Source organism: Comamonas sp. 26, from assembly GCF_002754475.1.
In the GTDB taxonomy this organism is placed as follows: Bacteria; Pseudomonadota; Gammaproteobacteria; order Burkholderiales; family Burkholderiaceae_C; genus Comamonas.
This window is the reverse complement of record NZ_PEFL01000001.1, coordinates 1,431,712-1,448,596: the sequence shown is the minus strand read 5'-3', so window position 1 is coordinate 1,448,596 and position 16,885 is coordinate 1,431,712. Positions and strand designations below refer to the sequence as shown.

Below are 16,885 nucleotides of genomic sequence, written 5' to 3'. Positions count from 1 at the left end.
GCTTCAGGCTAAATTCTCTTTAAATTCGCCACTGACTTGCTGCCAGTTCCTTCATGATTTCCTCAGTGCCACCGCCTATGGTCAGCACCTTGACCTCGCGATAAATACGCTCGCTGACCGTGCCGCGCATAAATCCCATGCCGCCCAGAATCTGCACTGCGGTATCGGCGCAGAACTGCATGGTCTGCGTGGCGTGGTTCTTCAGCACGCAGACCTCACCCACCCAGTCAGCGCCGGTGTCTCCGTCATCGGCCCGCACGGCTACGGTGTTGAGCCAGGCCTCGGTGCTGCGTATGCGCTGCTGCATATCCACCAGCTTGTGGCGTATGACCTGATGCTGGTTCAGCGTGACGCCAAAGGTCTTGCGCTGCTGCGCCCAGCCCAGTGCTTCGTCGTAGCAAGCCTGCGCAAAGCCCAGTGCACCGCAGGCAATGCCCAGCCGCTCGCCATTGAAGTTCTGCATGATGGCGCGAAAGCCCTGGCCTTCTGCGCCCAGCAAATGACTGGCAGGCACGCGAACCCCGTCAAAGAACAAATGCGCCGTGTCTGAGCATTGCCAGCCCATCTTTTGCAGCGGGCTGCGCGACAGGCCCGCGCTGTCGCCTGGCACCAGCAGCAGTGAAATGCCAGAGGCGCCTTTTTCCTCGCCCGTGCGCACCGCCACCGTCAGCCAGTCTGCCCGCACACCAGAGGTGATGAAGGTCTTCTCGCCATCAATCACAAAGTCATCGCCATCGCGACGCGCCCTGGTGCGCAGTGCCGCCACATCCGATCCGCCACCGGGCTCGGTAATGGCCAGCGCCGCAATCTTGCGACCTGCCAGGACATCAGGCACCACCTGCTGCTTCAAGGCTTGGCTGCCCAGCAGCACCACAGGTGGCAGGCCGATGTTGTGAGACAGCAAACTGGCCAGCACCCCACCGCTGCCGCCATAACGGCATAGCGCTATCCAAAGTGCAGCACGCAGGCTATGCGTGGCAGGCGTACCGCCCAGCTCCTGCGGGTAGCCAATACCCAGCAGGCCTAGCTCGGCCGCTTGCCGGTACAGCTGGCGCGGAAACTCGCCCGCTTCATCCCACGCCGTGACATGGGGCGCAATTTGCTCAGTCGCAAAGCGGCGCACCATGTCGTAGAGCATGCCCCGTTCAGACATATCAGAGGCATCAAACGCATTAGTCATGCTTGACCTCCGGCATGGGAGCCAGTCGCAGCAGAACCTGCCCCGGCGATACCTGCTGGCCACTGCTGACCAGTACGGCTTCAACCACGCAAGCGGCCTTTACGCTCAGGCTGTGCTCCAGCTTCATGGATTCAATGACGATGGCTACCGCACCATCCGCCAGCGCCTGCCCCACCTCAGCATTCAGCAGCACCACGCGTCCGTTAAACGGGGCTCTCAGCTCTGCGGCCAGAGCAGCTCCGCCAGCGTTCTCGGGCGGCTGGTAGCTCACATCCTGCGCCCACCAGTCCACCACACCGGCCTGCAAATGCCAGTGGGAGCTGCCGTCTTCTGCATCCATCGCCACCGCGTTCACGGTTTGAGTCAAACCACCCCGCCGTGCTTGCCAGCCATGCGCTTGCAGCTCATCAATCTGTAGCAAAACGGGTTCTTCATCTTTCGCTTGCAGCGACCAGCTTTGCGCATTTTTGGGCTGCAGTTGTAGCTCTTGCGTCTCGCCACGATGACGCAGTTTGCGCAGCTGCGGGTAGCTGCAGGCCAGCGGCCCGGGCATCTGGCCCACCGCGCATAGCGCGCTCCATTGCTGGTGCGCCTGCGCTTCACGCTGGCGCAGCTGCTGCTGCAAACGCGGCGCATCACCGGCCAGATAGGAGATCAGCGCCTGCCCTTGCCTGAACACCGAGTCGTTCAGACATTCCATTAAAAAGGCTCGATTGGTGGGCAGGCCCAGAACCTTAAGCTGACCCAGCGCATGAATCAGCTGGTTGATGGCCTGCTCACGCGTTTCGGCATGAACAATCAATTTGCCCAGCATGGCGTCGTAGTAAGGCGTGACCTCGCTGCCATTGCGCACGGCGTGGTCAAAACGCAGCGGCGAGCGGGTGAAGGAGCTTGCTTGCGGCGCAGAGAAATAGCGCACAACGCCGGTATGGGGCTGAAAGCTTTCGTCCTCCGCGCACAGCCTCACTTCAATGGCATGACCGCTCAACCGGACCTGCTCTTGCGTCAGCGGCAAAGCCTCGCCGCGCGCTACACGGATCTGCCACTCCACCAGGTCAAGCCCGGTCAGCGCCTCAGTTACAGGGTGCTCGACCTGCAGGCGGGTGTTCATCTCCATCAGATAGAACTGCTGGCCTTCGACCAGAAACTCCACCGTACCGGCCCCCACATAACCGGCAGCAGCAGCCAGCGCCGTGGCGCATTGGCCCATGCGCGCACGCAGTTCTGCGTTGACTGCGGGGCTGGGTGCTTCTTCAATGATTTTTTGATGACGGCGCTGCACCGAGCAGTCCCGCTCACCCAGATGAATCACATGGCCATGCGCATCAGCAAACACCTGCAGCTCAACATGACGCGGGTTCATCACCGCCCGCTCAACCAGCAAGGCACCATTACCAAAGCCCGCCAGCGCTTCTGATCTGGCACTGGCCAGAGCGGTCACCAGCTGATCGGCCTTTTCAACCAGTCGCATACCGCGCCCGCCACCACCGGCCACGGCCTTGACCATGACGGGGTAGCCAACCCTCTCGGACTCTGCGGCAAATCGGGCATCAGACTGGTCATCCCCCTCATAGCCGGGCAAGCAGGGCACGCCATGCGACTTGGCCAGTTGCTTGGCCGCAGCCTTGCTGCCCAGCTGGCGAATCGCCCCGGGGGGCGGGCCAATCCAGATCAGGCCCGCGTCTTGTACGGCCTGCGCAAAGCCTGCGTCCTCACTCAAAAAACCATAACCGGGGTGCAGGGCATCGGCCCCTGTGGCCTGTGCTGCGGCCAGCAGCTTTTGAATATCCAGATAGCTTTGCGCTGATGTCAGACCGCCCAGCGCATAAGCCTGCGTGGCCTGCTGCACATGGGCGCTGCCGGCATCCGCATCGGAATAAACCGCGACCGTTTCTATGCCCATGCGATGGGCCGTGGCCATGACACGCAGCGCAATCTCGCCGCGATTGGCAATCAGAATGCGCTTCATGGAATGCTCTCCTGATTCGGTGAAACGGCCCAGGGCGCAGGCTGCTTGTGAGAAAAAGCCTTAAGCCCTGCGCCCGCTTCTGCTCCCCGCAGCGCACTGGCAAAGGCCTGCGCCCCTTGATTCAGCGATGCATCCAGACTCTGCGCGGGAATGGCTGCCAGCAGTTTTTTGGTGGCTGCCACGGCAGCCGGCGCGGCCTGCGCACAGAGATCAATCTGGCGCTGCAACTGGCCTTGCCAATCTGCCTCATCGCTGGCATTGACCAGGATTTGCACCAACCCTGCCTCATGTGCCTTAGCTGCAGACCAGCGCTGACCGCACAGCAGCCACTGCCGCGCGCGTGCCTCACCCAATCTGCGCAGCACAAAAGGAGCAATCTGAGCGGGAATGATGCCCAGCGTGACCTCTGGCGTGCCGAACACGGCTGCCTCGTCTGCCACCACCACATCCGCCGCGCAGACCAGCCCCACACCGCCGCCCATGGCAGCGCCCTGTACAGCAGCGATCAGCAGCTGCGGCAAGCCCGCCAATTGCTGCAGCAAACAGCCATATTCGCGATTAACGTTGACCAGTGGGTCAAATGCATCCGCGTCTTCCAGCGGTTTACCAATGCTGCTGGCAAAACCACCCAGACTGCCCCCGGCACAAAAATGTCCGCCATTGCCGCTCAGCACTACCACGCGCAACTGTGCATCTTGAGCCGCGCGTCGGCAGTTTTGCAGCAAGGTCTGCACCACCTCATCCGTCAGCGCATTACGGGTCTGCGGTGAGTTCAGTCGCCACCACTCCACAAAGCCATTGCCCAGCGGCTGGCGTTCTACTTCAAGCACTTGAGTCATGCCCGGCTCCCTCACTGCGCAGGGCGCTTGATCATTCCCATGGTCTTACCGATGATGCCCAGCATCACCTCATCAGCACCGCCGCCGATGGAGCCCAGACGCCCATCGCGATACAGGCGCGAGACGCGGTTCTCCCAGGTAAAGCCCATGCCGCCCCAGAACTGCAGACAGGTGTCCGCCACCTCACGCGTCAGCCGCCCCGTCTTGAGCTTGGCCATGCTGGCCAGTTGCAGCGCATCCTGCCCGCCCATGTACAGATCAGCGGCCCGGTAGGTCAGTGCTCGCAGCGCTTCCACCTCGGTCTGCAACTCGGCCAGTTTGAACTGCACCCACTGCTGATCGATCAGCGTGCTGCCAAACATGCGCCGCTGCTGCGCCCATTCGATGGTCTCTTGAATGCACTCATCCATGGCCACCAGTCCGCTGGCCGCGCACCACAGCCGCTCCTCCTGGAACTGCTGCATCTGGTAGATAAAGCCTTGCCCTTCCTGCCCAATCAGATAGCTCTGCGGCACGCGCACTTCATCAAAATAAATCAGGCCCGTGTCAGAACTGTTCATGCCGATCTTGCGCAGCTTCTTGGCCACCTCGATGCCCTTGGTCAGCTTGCCATTCGGCCCGTCACGCATGGGCACCATGATGAGGCTCTTGTTCTTGTGCACCGGCCCATCGCTGGTGTTGACCAGCATGCACATCCAGTCCGCCTGAATGCTGTTGGTGATCCACATTTTCTGGCCAGTGATGACGTAGTCGTCACCATCTTTGCGCGCATGGCTTTTGATTCCCGATACATCACTGCCCGCACCCGGCTCGCTCACACCAATACAGCCCACCATATCGCCGGCAATGGCCGGTGCCAGAAACTGCTCACGCAGTGCATCGCTGCCAAAGCGCGCCAGCGCGGGCGTGCACATATCGGTCTGCACCCCAATGGCCATGGGCACGCCGCCACAGCGAATACTGCCCAGCGTCTCCGCCATCAGCAGGTTGTACGAATAGTCCAGACCCGCGCCGCCATACGCCTCGGGCTTGGTCAGCCCCAGCAGCCCCAGATCACCCAGCCCCTTGAACACCTTGTGGGCGGGAAAGATTTCCGCCTCCTCCCACTCATCGACATGAGGATTAATCTGCTCGTCGATATAGCGCTTCAGGGTCTTGCGCACTTCCAGATGCTCATGGGTCCACTGCATGACTTGTCTCCGTTGATATCTCTGAAGGGGAAAGGTGAAAGGCGAGCGCTCCGCTACATGCGAGCCACCCCAAACTGCATGGGGCGCAGCGTGCGCTGCTGCCCTTCTTGCAAGGTAGCCAGGCAAAACGACAGCACCTGTCGCGTGTCGCGCGGGTCGATCACGCCGTCATCCAGCAGCAAACCGCTGGTGTAGAAGGCATCGGCCTGTGCTTCAAACATGGCGACGATCTGGTCGTACTGCTTTTGCATCTGCTCTTCATCCACCGGCAGGCCTTTGCGGGCCATGGCCGCCTCAGTCACCTGGCGCATGGTGCTGGCGGCCTGCTCGCCGCCCATCACAGCCGTTTTGGCGCCAGGCCAGCTGAACAGAAAATGCGGCGCATAGCCACGGCCACACATGCCGTAGTTGCCCGCGCCAAAGCTGGCACCGCACTGGATGGTGATCTGCGGCACGGTGGCATTGGTCACCGCCTGAATCATCTTGCTGCCGTGCTTGATCATTCCGGCCTGCTCGCTGTCCTTGCCCACCATATAGCCCGTGGTGTTTTGCAGATAGATGATGGGGTGACCCAGCTGGCACATCCACTGAATGAAGTGCGCCGCCTTGCTGGCACCGGCTACATCAATGGGGCCGTTATTCGATATCAGGCCCACGGCATGGCCGTCGATATGCGCCTGCACACAAAGCGTGGCCGCGCCATAGCTGGACTTGAACTGCAGCAATCCAGACCCGTCCACCAGTCGCGCCATGACTTCACGCATATCCACCGGCTCACGATGGTGGGGTGGCATCAGGCCTAGTAACTCTTGTGAGTCATAACGCGGCTCAGATACTCCCAGTTTGATAGCTGCTTGCGCTTGCCCATATTGCGCTACCGGCTTTTTCCATTGTGAAAGCTGTGCAACGACATCACGCGCCAGACCCAGGGCATGGCGGTCATCCTCGGCCAGATATTCACCCAGACCGGAGATAGCGGTGTGCATCTCGGCGCCACCCAATTCTTCTTCAGTCGCGATTTCACCCGTTGCAGCCTTGAGCAAGGGCGGGCCCGCCAGAAAAGCCCTGGATCGGCCGCGCACCATGATGACCACACCCGATAGCCCGGGCATATACGCACCGCCTGCCGTGCCCGATCCATGCTGCACCGTAATGACGGGAAGACCTGCCGCAGACAGCCGCGCCAGGTTGCGAAACAGCGCGCCGCCCATCACAAAGCCTTCAACGCGGTAACGCATCAGGTTCGCGCCAGCGCTTTCCACCAAATGGATAAAGGGCAGCTTGTTCTGCAGCGCGACCTCTTGCACGCGCAGCATCTTGTCCAGCCCTTTTTCCTGAATCGCTCCGGCTTCAATGCCTGAGTCACTGGCCACCACCATGCAGCGCACGCCGCTGACAAAACCGATGCCTGCCAGCATGCCGCCGCCCGGCACCGACTTGGCCGGGTCATCGCGGTCTTGCATAAAACCCGCCAGTGTGCACAGCGGCAACCAAGGCGATCCGCTATCGAGCAGCAGCGCCACGCGCTCACGCGGCAGCAACTGGCCGCGCTTTTCAAACTGGGGCTTGGCGCGCTGCGATGCCTGTGCCGCACGCTGCTCCAACTCACGCAGCGCCTCAATGCGTTTCAGCGTAGCGGCGCTGCGCTGCCCGGCCTGCTCGCTACCGGCATTCCATTGCGATTCATAGACATTCATGACTGAAACACCTTCGGTGTCTGGTAGAGCCCAAAGCCATCAAAGGCACGCACGGCGGAGCGTTGCTGCACTTCAGCACTGGCCGCTACCGGCCCCATGCCCATGCGCACCTGCGGGCGCGCACCATCGACCCGCAGCACCGTGCCGCTGATGAAGCTGGCAGCAGGGCTGAGCAAAAATACAATGCTGGCTGAGACTTCTGCTTCATTACCAAAGCGACCGGCAGGTACGGTGGCAGGCATCTTGCGCAACATGCCTTCCGCCTCTGGCGGGTATTGATCCATACCACTTGAAGCGATATAGCCAGGTGCAATGGCATTGACGCGAACACCGTGCGGTGCCCATTCCACCGCCGCCGTTTCGGTAAAGCTGACCATGCCTGCACGCGCTGCGCCGCTGTGGCCCATGCCGGGCATGGAACCCCACATATCGGCTACCATGTTGACGATGGAGCCACCATGCTTGGCCATGTGCTGCACAAAGCATTCACGCGCCATCAAAAAGCCGCCGGTGAGATTGGTGTCCAGCACCGCCTGCCATCCCTTGGCACTAATCGTGGCCAGCGGGGCAATGTATTGACCACCCGCGTTATTGACCAGTGCATCAATTCGACCATGCTGCCCAAGAATCTGGGCTACCAAAGCCTTGACGCCTGCCTCATCCCGAATATCACCGCTGTGGCAACTGACGCGTACGGCATCCACGCCCTCCTGCGCCAGCTCTTGCTGCACAGCACTCAGCTTGTCGGGGTTGCGGCCTACCAGCGCCACCGTGGCGCCCAGCCCTGCCAGTTCATGGGCCACGCAGCGACCTATGCCTGAACCACCACCGGTCACCACCACCACCTGTCCCGCCATCAATGCGGGACGGAAAACGGATTGGTACATCAACGCTCCCCAATGAATAAAGCCAGAGATTGATCGGTCAACTCATCAAGACTGAGGCTGCCGCTGTCCGAATACCATTGCGCCGTCCAGTTCAGCGCGCCAAAGATCAAAAGGCGCGCAATCTCGGGTCTGGCCTTGAGCTTTCCAGTGCGGTACAAGGCCTGCAGCACAGGCATCCACTGCGCCTCATAGGCGTCTTTTTGCTCCGCAACATCAAGGCGCTGCTCATGACTGAGAAGCCGCCATTCGTAAAGCATCACGGGGATGAAATCGCTTTCAGGCCCCACCATGATTTGCAGGTGATTGCGTATCAACGCCTCAAGCCGCGTCACACCGCTGGCACGCGAACCAAGCGCCTCCAGCGCAGCCGCCTGAGCCACTACAGCCTGAGCCATTCCATCGCGCATCACCGCGTGCAGCATGGCTTCTTTGCTCTCAAAAAAATAGAACAATGAGCCAGCCTGAATGCCTGCTGCCGCTGCAATATCGCGGGTACTGGTGCCATGAAAACCGCGCTGCCGAAACTGCTTTGCAGCCACACACACCAGCTCCATGCGGCGCGCACTTTCATTGCGCTCATCTACCGACTTGGCTGGTCTGCCGCGCTTGCGTTTGGGTACCGAAACTTCATCCACGTTTTCTTGCATGAATGGCAGCATATCGGCATTTTTTATTTTTACCAATCACTTGTTTGGTAAAAATATCTAGGGCTTTTACTCAAGGGTTTTCGGCAGCTTCAGTCCACGACAGGACGGGCGCGGTACAGACCCGGAGAGCTGCCGGTCCATGTCTTGAAGGCCCGCTGAAAAGCCGCAGCATCGGCAAAGCCCAGGTCTGCCGCCAGCGCTGAAAAACTGACCTTGCTGGTCCCCAGCCTAGACACCGCAATATCGCGTCGCAGCTCATCCTTGATGGCTTGAAACGTGGTGCCGACGGCGGCCAGTTTGCGCTGCAGCGTAGGCGCCGACATATGCAGCGCCAGCGCCGTAGATTCCAGCCCTGCCCAGCCCGGGCGGGACTGCAGCAGATGCGTGTGCACTCGGGCATCCATGCCCTCCCCCATGCGCGAAGGCATGATGGCCGCTGCAGGCCAGCTGGCTACAAAATTTTTCAGTGCCTGTTCATCACGACTACAGGGGCGTGGCAGCTTGCGGGCATCAAACCAGAAAGCCGATGCAGGCAGGCCAAACTGCAGTGGTGCAGGAAAGGTGTCGCCGTAATCGTTCACGTAATCGGGCTGCGCAAACGCAAAGTCAAAGCGCTGCACCTTGAGCGATCCCCCATCAACCATGACGTAACGCGCCACAGCACACGCAGAGAAAATTCGTGCAGAAAATTGGGCTGCGGCTGATTAGGCAGCGGCGTGATCACAATGCCTGCCAGAGAGCCATCTCGTACCAGCGATATTGCTACGTCATCCTGCAGCAAAGAATGCGCCTGGCACATGCGCCTAAGTGAGCATTCAAGCGTTTCACCGGCTAGCGCATGGCGTGCAATCAGCTCTAGGCTCCCCCTTCTTAACGGGCGCGAGAACTGGCACATGGCCTCATCACCCAAGGTCTCCACCACCCGCCACATCAGTGCCACATATTGGTCGGCAGTGACCCGTGCGCCCTCCTGCTCCAGCAGTTCAGGCGCAATGCCTGCGCGTTGCAGCAACCGGTCGTACTCAAACCCGCGCCGGCGCACACCCGCAGCAATACCTCGCACCAGTGCCATGGGCACCGTAAAGGGAATAACAGAAGAACGGGTCATGCGCACATCACTTTGAGGTCTTTTGACATACGAAAGATGCGCTCCGCAATGGGTTTGCGCATCAGTAATTTCTACGATGCGTTGTGTTGCCCCACTGTTTTCAAGGAGCTGTTCATGAGTCGTGATGTGTTTGTTGCCGGCGTTGGCATGATTCCCTTCGCAAAGCCCGGAAAAAACGATCCCTACTACCAGATGGCGGCGACCGCCACGGGTCTGGCGCTGACCGATGCAGGCGTCGCTTATGACGCAGTGCAGCAAGCCTATGTGGGCTATGTCTATGGCGACTCGACCTCGGGCCAGCGTGCGCTGTATGAGGTCGGCATGACGGGCATTCCCATCGTCAACGTCAACAACAACTGCTCCACCGGCTCTACCGCGCTGTATCTTGCACGCCAGGCCGTGGCCAGCGGCGCGGCAGACTGCGTGCTGGCTTTGGGCTTTGAGCAGATGACTCCCGGAGCACTGGGCTCCGTCTTTAACGACAGACCCAGCCCATTCGATCTTTTTGAAGCCGAGACCGATGCACTGGTGGGCGACAACGGCGTGCCGCTAGCTCTGCGCTACTTTGGCGGTGCAGGCAAGGCGCACATGGATCAGTACGGCACCAAGCTCTCCACATTTGCCAAAATTCGCGCCAAAGCCAGCCGCCATGCAACGCGCAACCCCCTTGCACTGTTCCGCACCGAAGTGACAGAAGAAGAAGTCATGGCATCGCCCGTGATGTGGCCTGGTGTCATGACGCGCCTCATGGCCTGCCCTCCCACCTGCGGCGCGGCTGCTGCGTTGCTCGTGTCAGAGAGCTATGCGCGCAAGCATGGCCTGGACCACAGCGTGCGCATTCGCGCCCAGTCCATGACCACGGACAGCCGCAAGACTTTTGACTCCCACGATATGCGCGAAGTGGTCGGCTTCAGCATGGCCCAAGCTGCCGCCAATCAAGTTTATGAGCAGGCCGGCATCAGCCCCAAAGATCTGAATGTGGTGGAGCTGCACGATTGCTTTGCACATAACGAGCTACTGACCTATGAAGCGCTGGGCCTGTGCCCCGTGGGCGGCGCTGAAAAATTTGTCTGCGATGGCAACAACACCTATGGCGGCCAGTTTGTGACCAACCCTTCGGGCGGCTTGTTATCCAAAGGCCACCCTCTGGGCGCAACCGGGCTGGCGCAATGCACAGAACTGGTTCAGCAACTGCGCGGCCGGGCAGGGCAACGCCAGGTGGAAAACGCCCGCCTTGCACTGCAGCACAACCTGGGGCTGGGCGGCGCGTGCGTGGTGACTCTGTACGAACGCGTCTGAAAGGCTGGCCATGATCGACAAAAAATGGATAGGTTTCAAACTCCCCACATCCGAGCTGAATATTGACCGCAGCCGCCTGCGCTTTTTTGCCAAGGCCATTGGCGAAACCAGCAGCGTCTATACCGATGTGCAAGCCGCTCGAGCCGCTGGCTACGCCGATCTGCCTGCGCCGCCCACTTTTCTATTCGCCGCCGAACTGGACAGCGGTGCCAGCGACCAGCTGCTACAAAAGCTGGAGGTACCGATTGCCAAAATTTTGCACGGCGAGCAAAGCTTTTGCTACCACCAGAGCGCCTGCGCGGGCGACACCATCACCGTGCGCTCCCAGGTGGATGACATCTATGACAAGAAAAACGGAGCGCTGGAATTCATCCTCAAGTCCTCACGTGCCACCAATCAACACGAGCAGCTCGTGGCGGAGATGCGCACCGTCATTGTGGTTCGCAACTAAGGAGAGCAGACAACATGAGCACTCCACGTTTTGATGAAATTCAGGTGGGCGATACCCTGCCCGCGCTGAACCTCCCGCCCATCAGCCGCACGACTCTGGCCTTGTTTGCCGGCGCATCTGGCGACCACAACCCCATTCATATCGATACCGACTTTGCCCGTAAGGCTGGCATGCCCGATGTCTTTGCACAAGGAATGCTGAGCATGGCGTGGCTGGGCCGCCTCATCACCCAATGGGCACCCCAGTCGCAACTGCGCCGCTTTGACGTGCGCTTTCTGGGCATTACCCATCTGGCCAATGCCATTCACTGCAGCGGCCGCGTGGCCGAAAAGCGTGATGCCGACCGCTGCGTACGCATTGAGGTGCAAAGCACTAACCAGCATGGCCAGACCAAGATCGCAGGGGATGCCTGGGTCGCCCTTCCCTGAATCCCCCTGAAAAAATCAACGGAGATAAAGATGGCAAGAAAACTCGAAGGCAAAGTGGCGCTGGTCTCAGGTTCGGGGCGCGGCATTGGCCGCAGCATCGCGCTCAAGCTGGCCAGTGAGGGCGCAAGACTGGTCATCAACGATCTGGATACTGAACCCGCCGAAGAAACCATGGCCTTGATCCGCGAGATGGGCGGCGAGGCCGTGGCCTGCGTGGGCAATGTCACCCATACCGACTTTGCCGAGCGCTTTGTGGGCACCGCCGTGCAGCAATTCAAGGGTCTGGACATCATCATCAACAACGCAGGCTACACCTGGGACAACGTGATCCAGAAGATGACGGACGAGCAGTGGTACGCCATGCTGGACTGCCATCTGACGGCCCCATTTCGCATACTGCGGGCGGCCCAGCCCGTCATCAAGGCGCTGTCAAAATCCGAAATGGATGCAGGCCAGCGTGTCATGCGCAAGGTGGTCAACATCTCCTCTGTGGCCGGTCTGTTTGGCAATCCGGGGCAGGCTAATTACTCCACCGCCAAGGCGGGTATCACGGGCCTGACGATGACACTGGCCAAGGAATGGGGACGCCTGAACGTTAACGTGAACTGCGTGGCTTTTGGCCTCATCAAGACGCGCCTGACCCACTCCGCGGCTGCAGGCGAGACCGCCAATATTGAAGGGCGAGAGATCAAAGTGGGTGTGAACCCCGGACTGATGGCGGCCATGGAGCAGGCCATCCCGCTAGGCCGTGGCGGCAGCCCTGAAGAAGCAGCTGGTGCCGTTTATCTGTTTTGCCAACCCGAGTCGGACTACATCAGCGGCCAGACCCTGATGTGTACTGGCGGCCTGACAGGAGTGTGAACATGCGCATCTTGCCCAGGGTATTTCAGCATGCCTGGATGGATGCCGATATTGCGTCCTTCTGTGAGCAGGTCCGTCGCTATGTGGAGCGCGAACTCACACCCCATGTCCCCGCTTGGCGCGCACAAGGCTATATACCGCGCGAGACTTGGCGCGGGTTTGGCGAGCATGGCTTTTTACTGCCAGAGATGGATGAGCAATGGGGCGGTGGCGGCGGCAATCTGGCCTATCAGCTGGTGGTACAAGAAGAGCTGACCAAGGCCGAAGTCCACGGCTCCACCAGCGTTCATACCATTGCATCGCACTACATCAAGACCTACGGAACCGATGCGCAAAAGCAGCGCTGGCTGCCCAAACTATGCAGCGGTGAAATGCTGGCTGGCATTGCCATGACGGAGCCAGCTGTGGGCTCTGACCTCAAAGCCATGGCCAGCCGCGCCCAGCGCGATGGCGATCATTACGTCATCAACGGCTCCAAGACCTTTATCACCAATGGCTACACGGCCAACTTGCTGTTGGTGGCGCTGCGCACTGGCGATGCGGGCAGCTCAGGTGTCTCGCTGATGGTGCTGGAGACTGAAAACCTGCCGGGCTTTCGCGTGGGCCGCAGGCTCCACAAGATTGGTCAGCATATTTCAGACACGGCAGAGTTGTTCTTTGAAGATCTGCGCATTCCTGCAGCCCAGTTACTGGGCGGCACAGAAGGTCAGGGCTTCAAACAATTGATGAGCCAGCTACCTTATGAGCGCACGCTGCTGGCCGTCTCAGCCGCCACCGCGATTGAAATGGCGGTGGAGCTGACGGTGGACTACACCCAGCAGCGCAAGGCCTTTGGCCAGACGATTGCTGATTTTCAGAACACGCGCTTCAAGCTGGCCGAGTGTGCAACCACCGCCCATGTGGTGCGCAGCTTTGTGAATGACTGCATACAGCGCCTGCTCGATGGCACGCTGGAAAACGAAGCCGCCTATATGGCCAAGTGGTGGTGCAGCGAGCAGCAATGCAAGGTCATGGATGAATGCCTGCAGCTGTTTGGCGGCTATGGCTTCATGGAGGAGTACCCGATTGCACGCATGTACACCGACGCCCGCATTCAGAAAATCTACGGCGGCACCAATGAAATCATGAAGGACCTGATTGCCAGGCGCCTGTTCGCCAGCTGACCGGAATTCACTCCACGACTCTCTAACCCCTGTGCCCCGAAAGGCTTGCCATGTACCTCACTCAAAGTCTGCGCCGTGCCATTCAACAGTCCCCCAATGCCACCGCCAGCATTTACAACGGGCGCCAACGCAGCTTTACGCAACTGGGCGACCGCGTGGCCCGCTTTGCCGGTGCTATGCGAACACTGGGTGTGCAGCCCGGCGACCGGGTCGGCATTCTGAGCCTGAACTCTGACTGGTATCTGGAGTACTACATGGCCAGCTACTGGGCGGGTGCGGCGGTCAACCCCATTAATATCCGATGGAGCGCGGCCGAGATCGCCTACTCTCTGGACGATTGCGAGACCCGTATCCTGCTGGTGGACGATACGTTTGTGCCCCTCATCCCAGAGATCAAAAAGCTCTCCAGCGCTTTAAAGACGCTGATTCATCTGGGCGACGGCGCAGCGCCGCAAGGCATGCTGTCATATGAAGCGCTGGTTGCCGAAGCTGCGCCTGTCGAAGATGCCATGCGCAGCGGCAATGATCTGGCTGGGGTGTTCTATACCGGCGGCACCACAGGCTCGCCCAAGGGCGTGATGCTCAGTCACGGCAACCTCTACACCAACTCGATTCTGGGCGTGGCCGAAGGCACAGTGCGACGCGGCAGCATTGGCCTGCATGCCGCCCCCATGTTCCACCTGGCCGATGGCGCTTTCATGAATGGCCTGTTTGCCGCAGGCTGCTGCCACGTCACGCTCCCGCGTTTTGACCCGGTTGGTGTATTGCAGGCCATCGCCGCCCACGGCGTGACAGACATGCTGCTGGTCCCAACCATGATTCAGATGCTGGTGGATCACCCAGATATCCATCAATACGACCTGAGCTCACTGCAGCAGATGTTGTACGGGGCCTCGCCCATCTCAGAAGGGCTGCTGGACCGCGCCATGAAGGCCATCCCTCATGCAGGCTTTATTCAGGCCTACGGCATGACAGAGCTGTCCCCCGTGGCCACCATCCTCAAACCCGAAATGCACCGCGAGAAAGGCCGCGCCAAGGGTTGGCACCGCAGCGCAGGCCGCGCTACGGTCTGCACCGAAGTACGCATTGTCGACCCCGAAGGCAATGAGCTGCCGCACGGCGAAGTGGGTGAAGTCGTCGTACGTGGCCCAGGTGTCATGCTCGGTTACTGGAACAAGCCGGCAGAGACTGCGGCTGCCATCCGCAACGGCTGGATGCACACCGGTGACGGTGGACGCATGGATGAAGACGGCTATGTTTTCGTCGTCGACCGTATCAAGGACATGATCGTCACCGGCGGCGAAAACGTCTACAGCATTGAAGTGGAAAGCGTGATTGCCACCCACCCTGCCGTAGCAGCCTGCGCCGTCATCGGCACGCCCCATGAGCACTGGGGCGAGCAAGTGCATGTCTTCATCGTGCGCAAACCAGGGCAGGCGCTGGAGGCTGAAGAGCTGATTGATTTCTGCAAGGTTCGCATCGCCAGCTACAAGTGCCCGCGTGAAGTGTCTTTTGTCGAGGCCATGCCGCTGTCTGGCGCAGGCAAAATTCTCAAAACCACGCTACGCGCCCCGTTCTGGGCGCATCAAGAAAGAAAGGTCGCCTGATGTCTGATCTAGTCCTCTGGAAAGAACGCAACGGCGTGGGCCATATCGTGCTGAATCAGCCCGAGCTGGGTAATGTCATCAGCACGCCCATGGCACATGCACTGGCAAGCGTGGTGCAGCAGGCCCGCGTGGCTGACCTAGGTTCAATTCTGATTTCAGCTACGGGCAAGCAGTTTTGTGTGGGCGGTGATATCCGCGAATTTGTGCAGAACCGGGATCGCCTGCCGCAAACCATCCATGAGATTCTGGCTGTGCTCAACCCCACCATGCACACGCTGGCCACACTGCCCATACCCGTCATCAGCGCCATTCAGGGTGCGCTGGGCGGCGGCGGTATTGGCATAGGTCTGTGCGCCGATATCGTGCAGGCCTCAACCAAGGTGTTCCTGCGCGGCGGCTACTCCGCCATTGGACTCAGCCCAGACTTGGGATCGTCCTACTACCTCACACGCCGCGCTGGTGCTTCTCGCGCCAAATATCTGCTGATGAGCAACCGCCCTGCATCGGCTCAAGAGTGTCTGCGCATGGGCATCTTTGATGAGCTGCACGAGCCAGATGCACTGGCTGCACAGGCGCTGCAACTCGCCGAGGAACTGGCGGCAGGCTCTACCAATTCGCTGGCCCATATCAAAAAGCTCTGCGACGAGGCTCACAGCCATGCTTTGCAAGCCCATCTTGAAGCGGAGCGCTACGCGATCAGCGACTGTGCGGGCGCAGCCAACAGCCTTGAAGGCGTCAATGCCTTTCTGGAAAAGCGGCCTCCCGCATTTGTACGCCGCTGATACCGCCTATTTTTAAGGCACTCCTTTCAAAGCGTTACCAGCAAAGGCTTTGAAAGGTTTTGCCTCTATTTACCCACAGGCCAGCCCACATGTACTGGGGATAAGAAAAGCTGGTGTGTAATCACCGTCATGCACAGACTCATTGCCCCTAACAAGGACGAAAGCGCCCTGCTTCCCCAGTTTTTGGAACTGCCAGAACAGGCAATCCATATCCCCCAGACAGAGGCTGAATTTGAGGCCGCGTTTCGCGCCATCAACGCCGAGCCTGTTCTGGGCTTTGATACGGAAAGCAAGCCACTTTTCAATGTGGGCCAGCATGACAGCGGCCCTCATCTGGTGCAGCTCGCGACAACGCAACAAGCCTGGCTGCTGCAACTGCATCTGCCCATGGCCCTTGAGCTGTCACGCAAGGTGCTGGCCGCTGAACATATCTGTAAAGTGGGCTTTGGACTGGACAATGACAAGCACACCCTGCCCCGCAGACTGGGCGTGCCGCTAGTGAATATTCAAGACTTGGACAGCCGCTTCAAGCAACTGGGATATGGCGCATCAGTGGGGGTGCGGGCGGCTGCAGCGCTGGTGCTCCAACAGAGCTTTCGCAAGTCCAAGCGCACCACCACGTCCAACTGGGCGGCGGTAGACCTGACTCCTGCCCAGCGCCGCTATGCAGCCAATGATGCCCATGCACCGGCCGTGATTTACGCGCATATGACGGCCTGGGAAAGCACCGTTCCCGTCCAACCCCAACGCAGGCGGCATAACCCTCAAGCTTGATTT

General features: G+C 60.0%; 16 protein-coding genes and 1 pseudogene. 8 read left to right on the top strand and 9 right to left on the bottom strand.

The genetic code is table 11. The features are described from left to right. Positions 1 to 19: 19 nt before the first annotated feature. From CLU84_RS06635 to CLU84_RS22335, 9 genes and pseudogenes are all read right to left on the bottom strand, one after another. The gene (locus CLU84_RS06635) at positions 20 to 1,180 is read right to left on the bottom strand and encodes an acyl-CoA dehydrogenase family protein (protein WP_099736509.1); all 1,161 of its coding nucleotides are present in this window, start codon (positions 1,178 to 1,180) and stop codon (positions 20 to 22) included. Then, complete coding sequence (locus CLU84_RS06630; RefSeq protein ID WP_099736508.1) at positions 1,173 to 3,149, bottom strand: biotin carboxylase N-terminal domain-containing protein; 1,977 nt, start codon at positions 3,147 to 3,149, stop codon at positions 1,173 to 1,175. Before CLU84_RS06630 ends, CLU84_RS06635 begins: the two co-directional genes overlap by 8 nt. Next, a complete protein-coding gene (locus tag CLU84_RS06625) occupies positions 3,146 to 3,988 on the bottom strand; it encodes an enoyl-CoA hydratase/isomerase family protein (protein ID WP_099736507.1) in 843 nt (280 codons plus the stop codon). Before CLU84_RS06625 ends, CLU84_RS06630 begins: the two co-directional genes overlap by 4 nt. Positions 3,989 to 3,999: 11 nt before the next feature. After that, positions 4,000 to 5,178, bottom strand: a complete 1,179-nt coding sequence (locus tag CLU84_RS06620; RefSeq protein WP_099736506.1) for an acyl-CoA dehydrogenase family protein — start codon at positions 5,176 to 5,178, stop codon at positions 4,000 to 4,002. Positions 5,179 to 5,231: 53 nt separating this feature from the next. Next, positions 5,232 to 6,875 (bottom strand): acyl-CoA carboxylase subunit beta, encoded by a 1,644-nt coding sequence (locus CLU84_RS06615; protein WP_099736505.1) that lies wholly within the window; start codon positions 6,873 to 6,875, stop codon positions 5,232 to 5,234. After that, positions 6,872 to 7,762 carry an SDR family oxidoreductase gene (locus CLU84_RS06610; RefSeq protein WP_099736504.1) on the bottom strand — a complete coding sequence of 297 codons (891 nt, stop codon included), beginning with the start codon at positions 7,760 to 7,762 and terminating at the stop codon, positions 6,872 to 6,874. Before CLU84_RS06610 ends, CLU84_RS06615 begins: the two co-directional genes overlap by 4 nt. Further along, a complete protein-coding gene (locus tag CLU84_RS06605) occupies positions 7,762 to 8,421 on the bottom strand; it encodes a TetR/AcrR family transcriptional regulator (RefSeq protein ID WP_099736503.1) in 660 nt (219 codons plus the stop codon). The genes CLU84_RS06610 and CLU84_RS06605 overlap by 1 nt, the downstream gene beginning before the upstream one ends. 77 nt (positions 8,422 to 8,498) lie before the next feature. After that, the gene (locus tag CLU84_RS22640; RefSeq protein ID WP_369826853.1) at positions 8,499 to 8,732 is read right to left on the bottom strand and encodes a helix-turn-helix domain-containing protein; all 234 of its coding nucleotides are present in this window, start codon (positions 8,730 to 8,732) and stop codon (positions 8,499 to 8,501) included. 225 nt (positions 8,733 to 8,957) lie between these two features. Then, positions 8,958 to 9,481 (bottom strand): annotated as a pseudogene (locus CLU84_RS22335) (AraC family transcriptional regulator ligand-binding domain-containing protein); the annotation flags it as partial. Positions 9,482 to 9,631: 150 nt separating this feature from the next. Here CLU84_RS22335 and CLU84_RS06595 point away from each other — a divergent pair. From CLU84_RS06595 to CLU84_RS06560, 8 genes are all read left to right on the top strand, one after another. Next, positions 9,632 to 10,816: a lipid-transfer protein gene (locus CLU84_RS06595; protein ID WP_099737900.1), complete on the top strand. Its 1,185-nt coding sequence runs from the start codon at positions 9,632 to 9,634 to the stop codon at positions 10,814 to 10,816. A gap of 10 nt (positions 10,817 to 10,826) precedes the next feature. Then, a complete protein-coding gene (locus CLU84_RS06590) occupies positions 10,827 to 11,267 on the top strand; it encodes a MaoC family dehydratase N-terminal domain-containing protein (protein ID WP_099736502.1) in 441 nt (146 codons plus the stop codon). Positions 11,268 to 11,281: 14 nt separating this feature from the next. Beyond that, on the top strand, positions 11,282 to 11,695 hold the full coding sequence (locus tag CLU84_RS06585; RefSeq protein WP_099736501.1) for a MaoC family dehydratase: 414 nt from the start codon (positions 11,282 to 11,284) through the stop codon (positions 11,693 to 11,695). A gap of 30 nt (positions 11,696 to 11,725) precedes the next feature. Beyond that, positions 11,726 to 12,556 carry an SDR family NAD(P)-dependent oxidoreductase gene (locus CLU84_RS06580; protein WP_099736500.1) on the top strand — a complete coding sequence of 277 codons (831 nt, stop codon included), beginning with the start codon at positions 11,726 to 11,728 and terminating at the stop codon, positions 12,554 to 12,556. Positions 12,557 to 12,558: 2 nt separating this feature from the next. Then, entirely contained in the window at positions 12,559 to 13,719 is a 1,161-nt protein-coding gene (locus tag CLU84_RS06575) for an acyl-CoA dehydrogenase family protein (RefSeq protein ID WP_099736499.1), read from the top strand. Positions 13,720 to 13,769: 50 nt separating this feature from the next. Further along, positions 13,770 to 15,326, top strand: coding sequence for a long-chain fatty acid--CoA ligase (locus CLU84_RS06570; protein ID WP_099736498.1), 1,557 nt, complete (start codon positions 13,770 to 13,772; stop codon positions 15,324 to 15,326). Next, positions 15,326 to 16,108, top strand: coding sequence for an enoyl-CoA hydratase/isomerase family protein (locus CLU84_RS06565; protein WP_099736497.1), 783 nt, complete (start codon positions 15,326 to 15,328; stop codon positions 16,106 to 16,108). Before CLU84_RS06570 ends, CLU84_RS06565 begins: the two co-directional genes overlap by 1 nt. A gap of 129 nt (positions 16,109 to 16,237) precedes the next feature. Beyond that, positions 16,238 to 16,882, top strand: a complete 645-nt coding sequence (locus tag CLU84_RS06560) for a 3'-5' exonuclease (RefSeq protein ID WP_099736496.1) — start codon at positions 16,238 to 16,240, stop codon at positions 16,880 to 16,882. Positions 16,883 to 16,885: the final 3 nt, after the last annotated feature.

Bases quoted from the DNA above. Each gene is read 5' to 3' on its own strand.
- CLU84_RS06565 (WP_099736497.1), top strand. From the start codon at position 15,326: ATGTCTGATCTAGTCCTCTGGAAAGAACGCAACGGCGTGGGCCATATC.
- CLU84_RS06575 (WP_099736499.1), top strand. From the start codon at position 12,559: ATGCGCATCTTGCCCAGGGTATTTCAGCATGCCTGGATGGATGCCGAT.
- CLU84_RS06620 (WP_099736506.1), bottom strand. From the start codon at position 5,178: ATGCAGTGGACCCATGAGCATCTGGAAGTGCGCAAGACCCTGAAGCGC.
- CLU84_RS06615 (WP_099736505.1), bottom strand. From the start codon at position 6,875: ATGAATGTCTATGAATCGCAATGGAATGCCGGTAGCGAGCAGGCCGGG.
- CLU84_RS06595 (WP_099737900.1), top strand. From the start codon at position 9,632: ATGAGTCGTGATGTGTTTGTTGCCGGCGTTGGCATGATTCCCTTCGCA.
- CLU84_RS06560 (WP_099736496.1), top strand. From the start codon at position 16,238: ATGCACAGACTCATTGCCCCTAACAAGGACGAAAGCGCCCTGCTTCCC.
- CLU84_RS06590 (WP_099736502.1), top strand. From the start codon at position 10,827: ATGATCGACAAAAAATGGATAGGTTTCAAACTCCCCACATCCGAGCTG.
- CLU84_RS06610 (WP_099736504.1), bottom strand. From the start codon at position 7,762: ATGTACCAATCCGTTTTCCGTCCCGCATTGATGGCGGGACAGGTGGTG.
- CLU84_RS06580 (WP_099736500.1), top strand. From the start codon at position 11,726: ATGGCAAGAAAACTCGAAGGCAAAGTGGCGCTGGTCTCAGGTTCGGGG.
- CLU84_RS06635 (WP_099736509.1), bottom strand. From the start codon at position 1,180: ATGACTAATGCGTTTGATGCCTCTGATATGTCTGAACGGGGCATGCTC.
- CLU84_RS06605 (WP_099736503.1), bottom strand. From the start codon at position 8,421: ATGCTGCCATTCATGCAAGAAAACGTGGATGAAGTTTCGGTACCCAAA.
- CLU84_RS22640 (WP_369826853.1), bottom strand. From the start codon at position 8,732: ATGTCGGCGCCTACGCTGCAGCGCAAACTGGCCGCCGTCGGCACCACG.
- CLU84_RS06625 (WP_099736507.1), bottom strand. From the start codon at position 3,988: ATGACTCAAGTGCTTGAAGTAGAACGCCAGCCGCTGGGCAATGGCTTT.
- CLU84_RS06585 (WP_099736501.1), top strand. From the start codon at position 11,282: ATGAGCACTCCACGTTTTGATGAAATTCAGGTGGGCGATACCCTGCCC.
- CLU84_RS06630 (WP_099736508.1), bottom strand. From the start codon at position 3,149: ATGAAGCGCATTCTGATTGCCAATCGCGGCGAGATTGCGCTGCGTGTC.
- CLU84_RS06570 (WP_099736498.1), top strand. From the start codon at position 13,770: ATGTACCTCACTCAAAGTCTGCGCCGTGCCATTCAACAGTCCCCCAAT.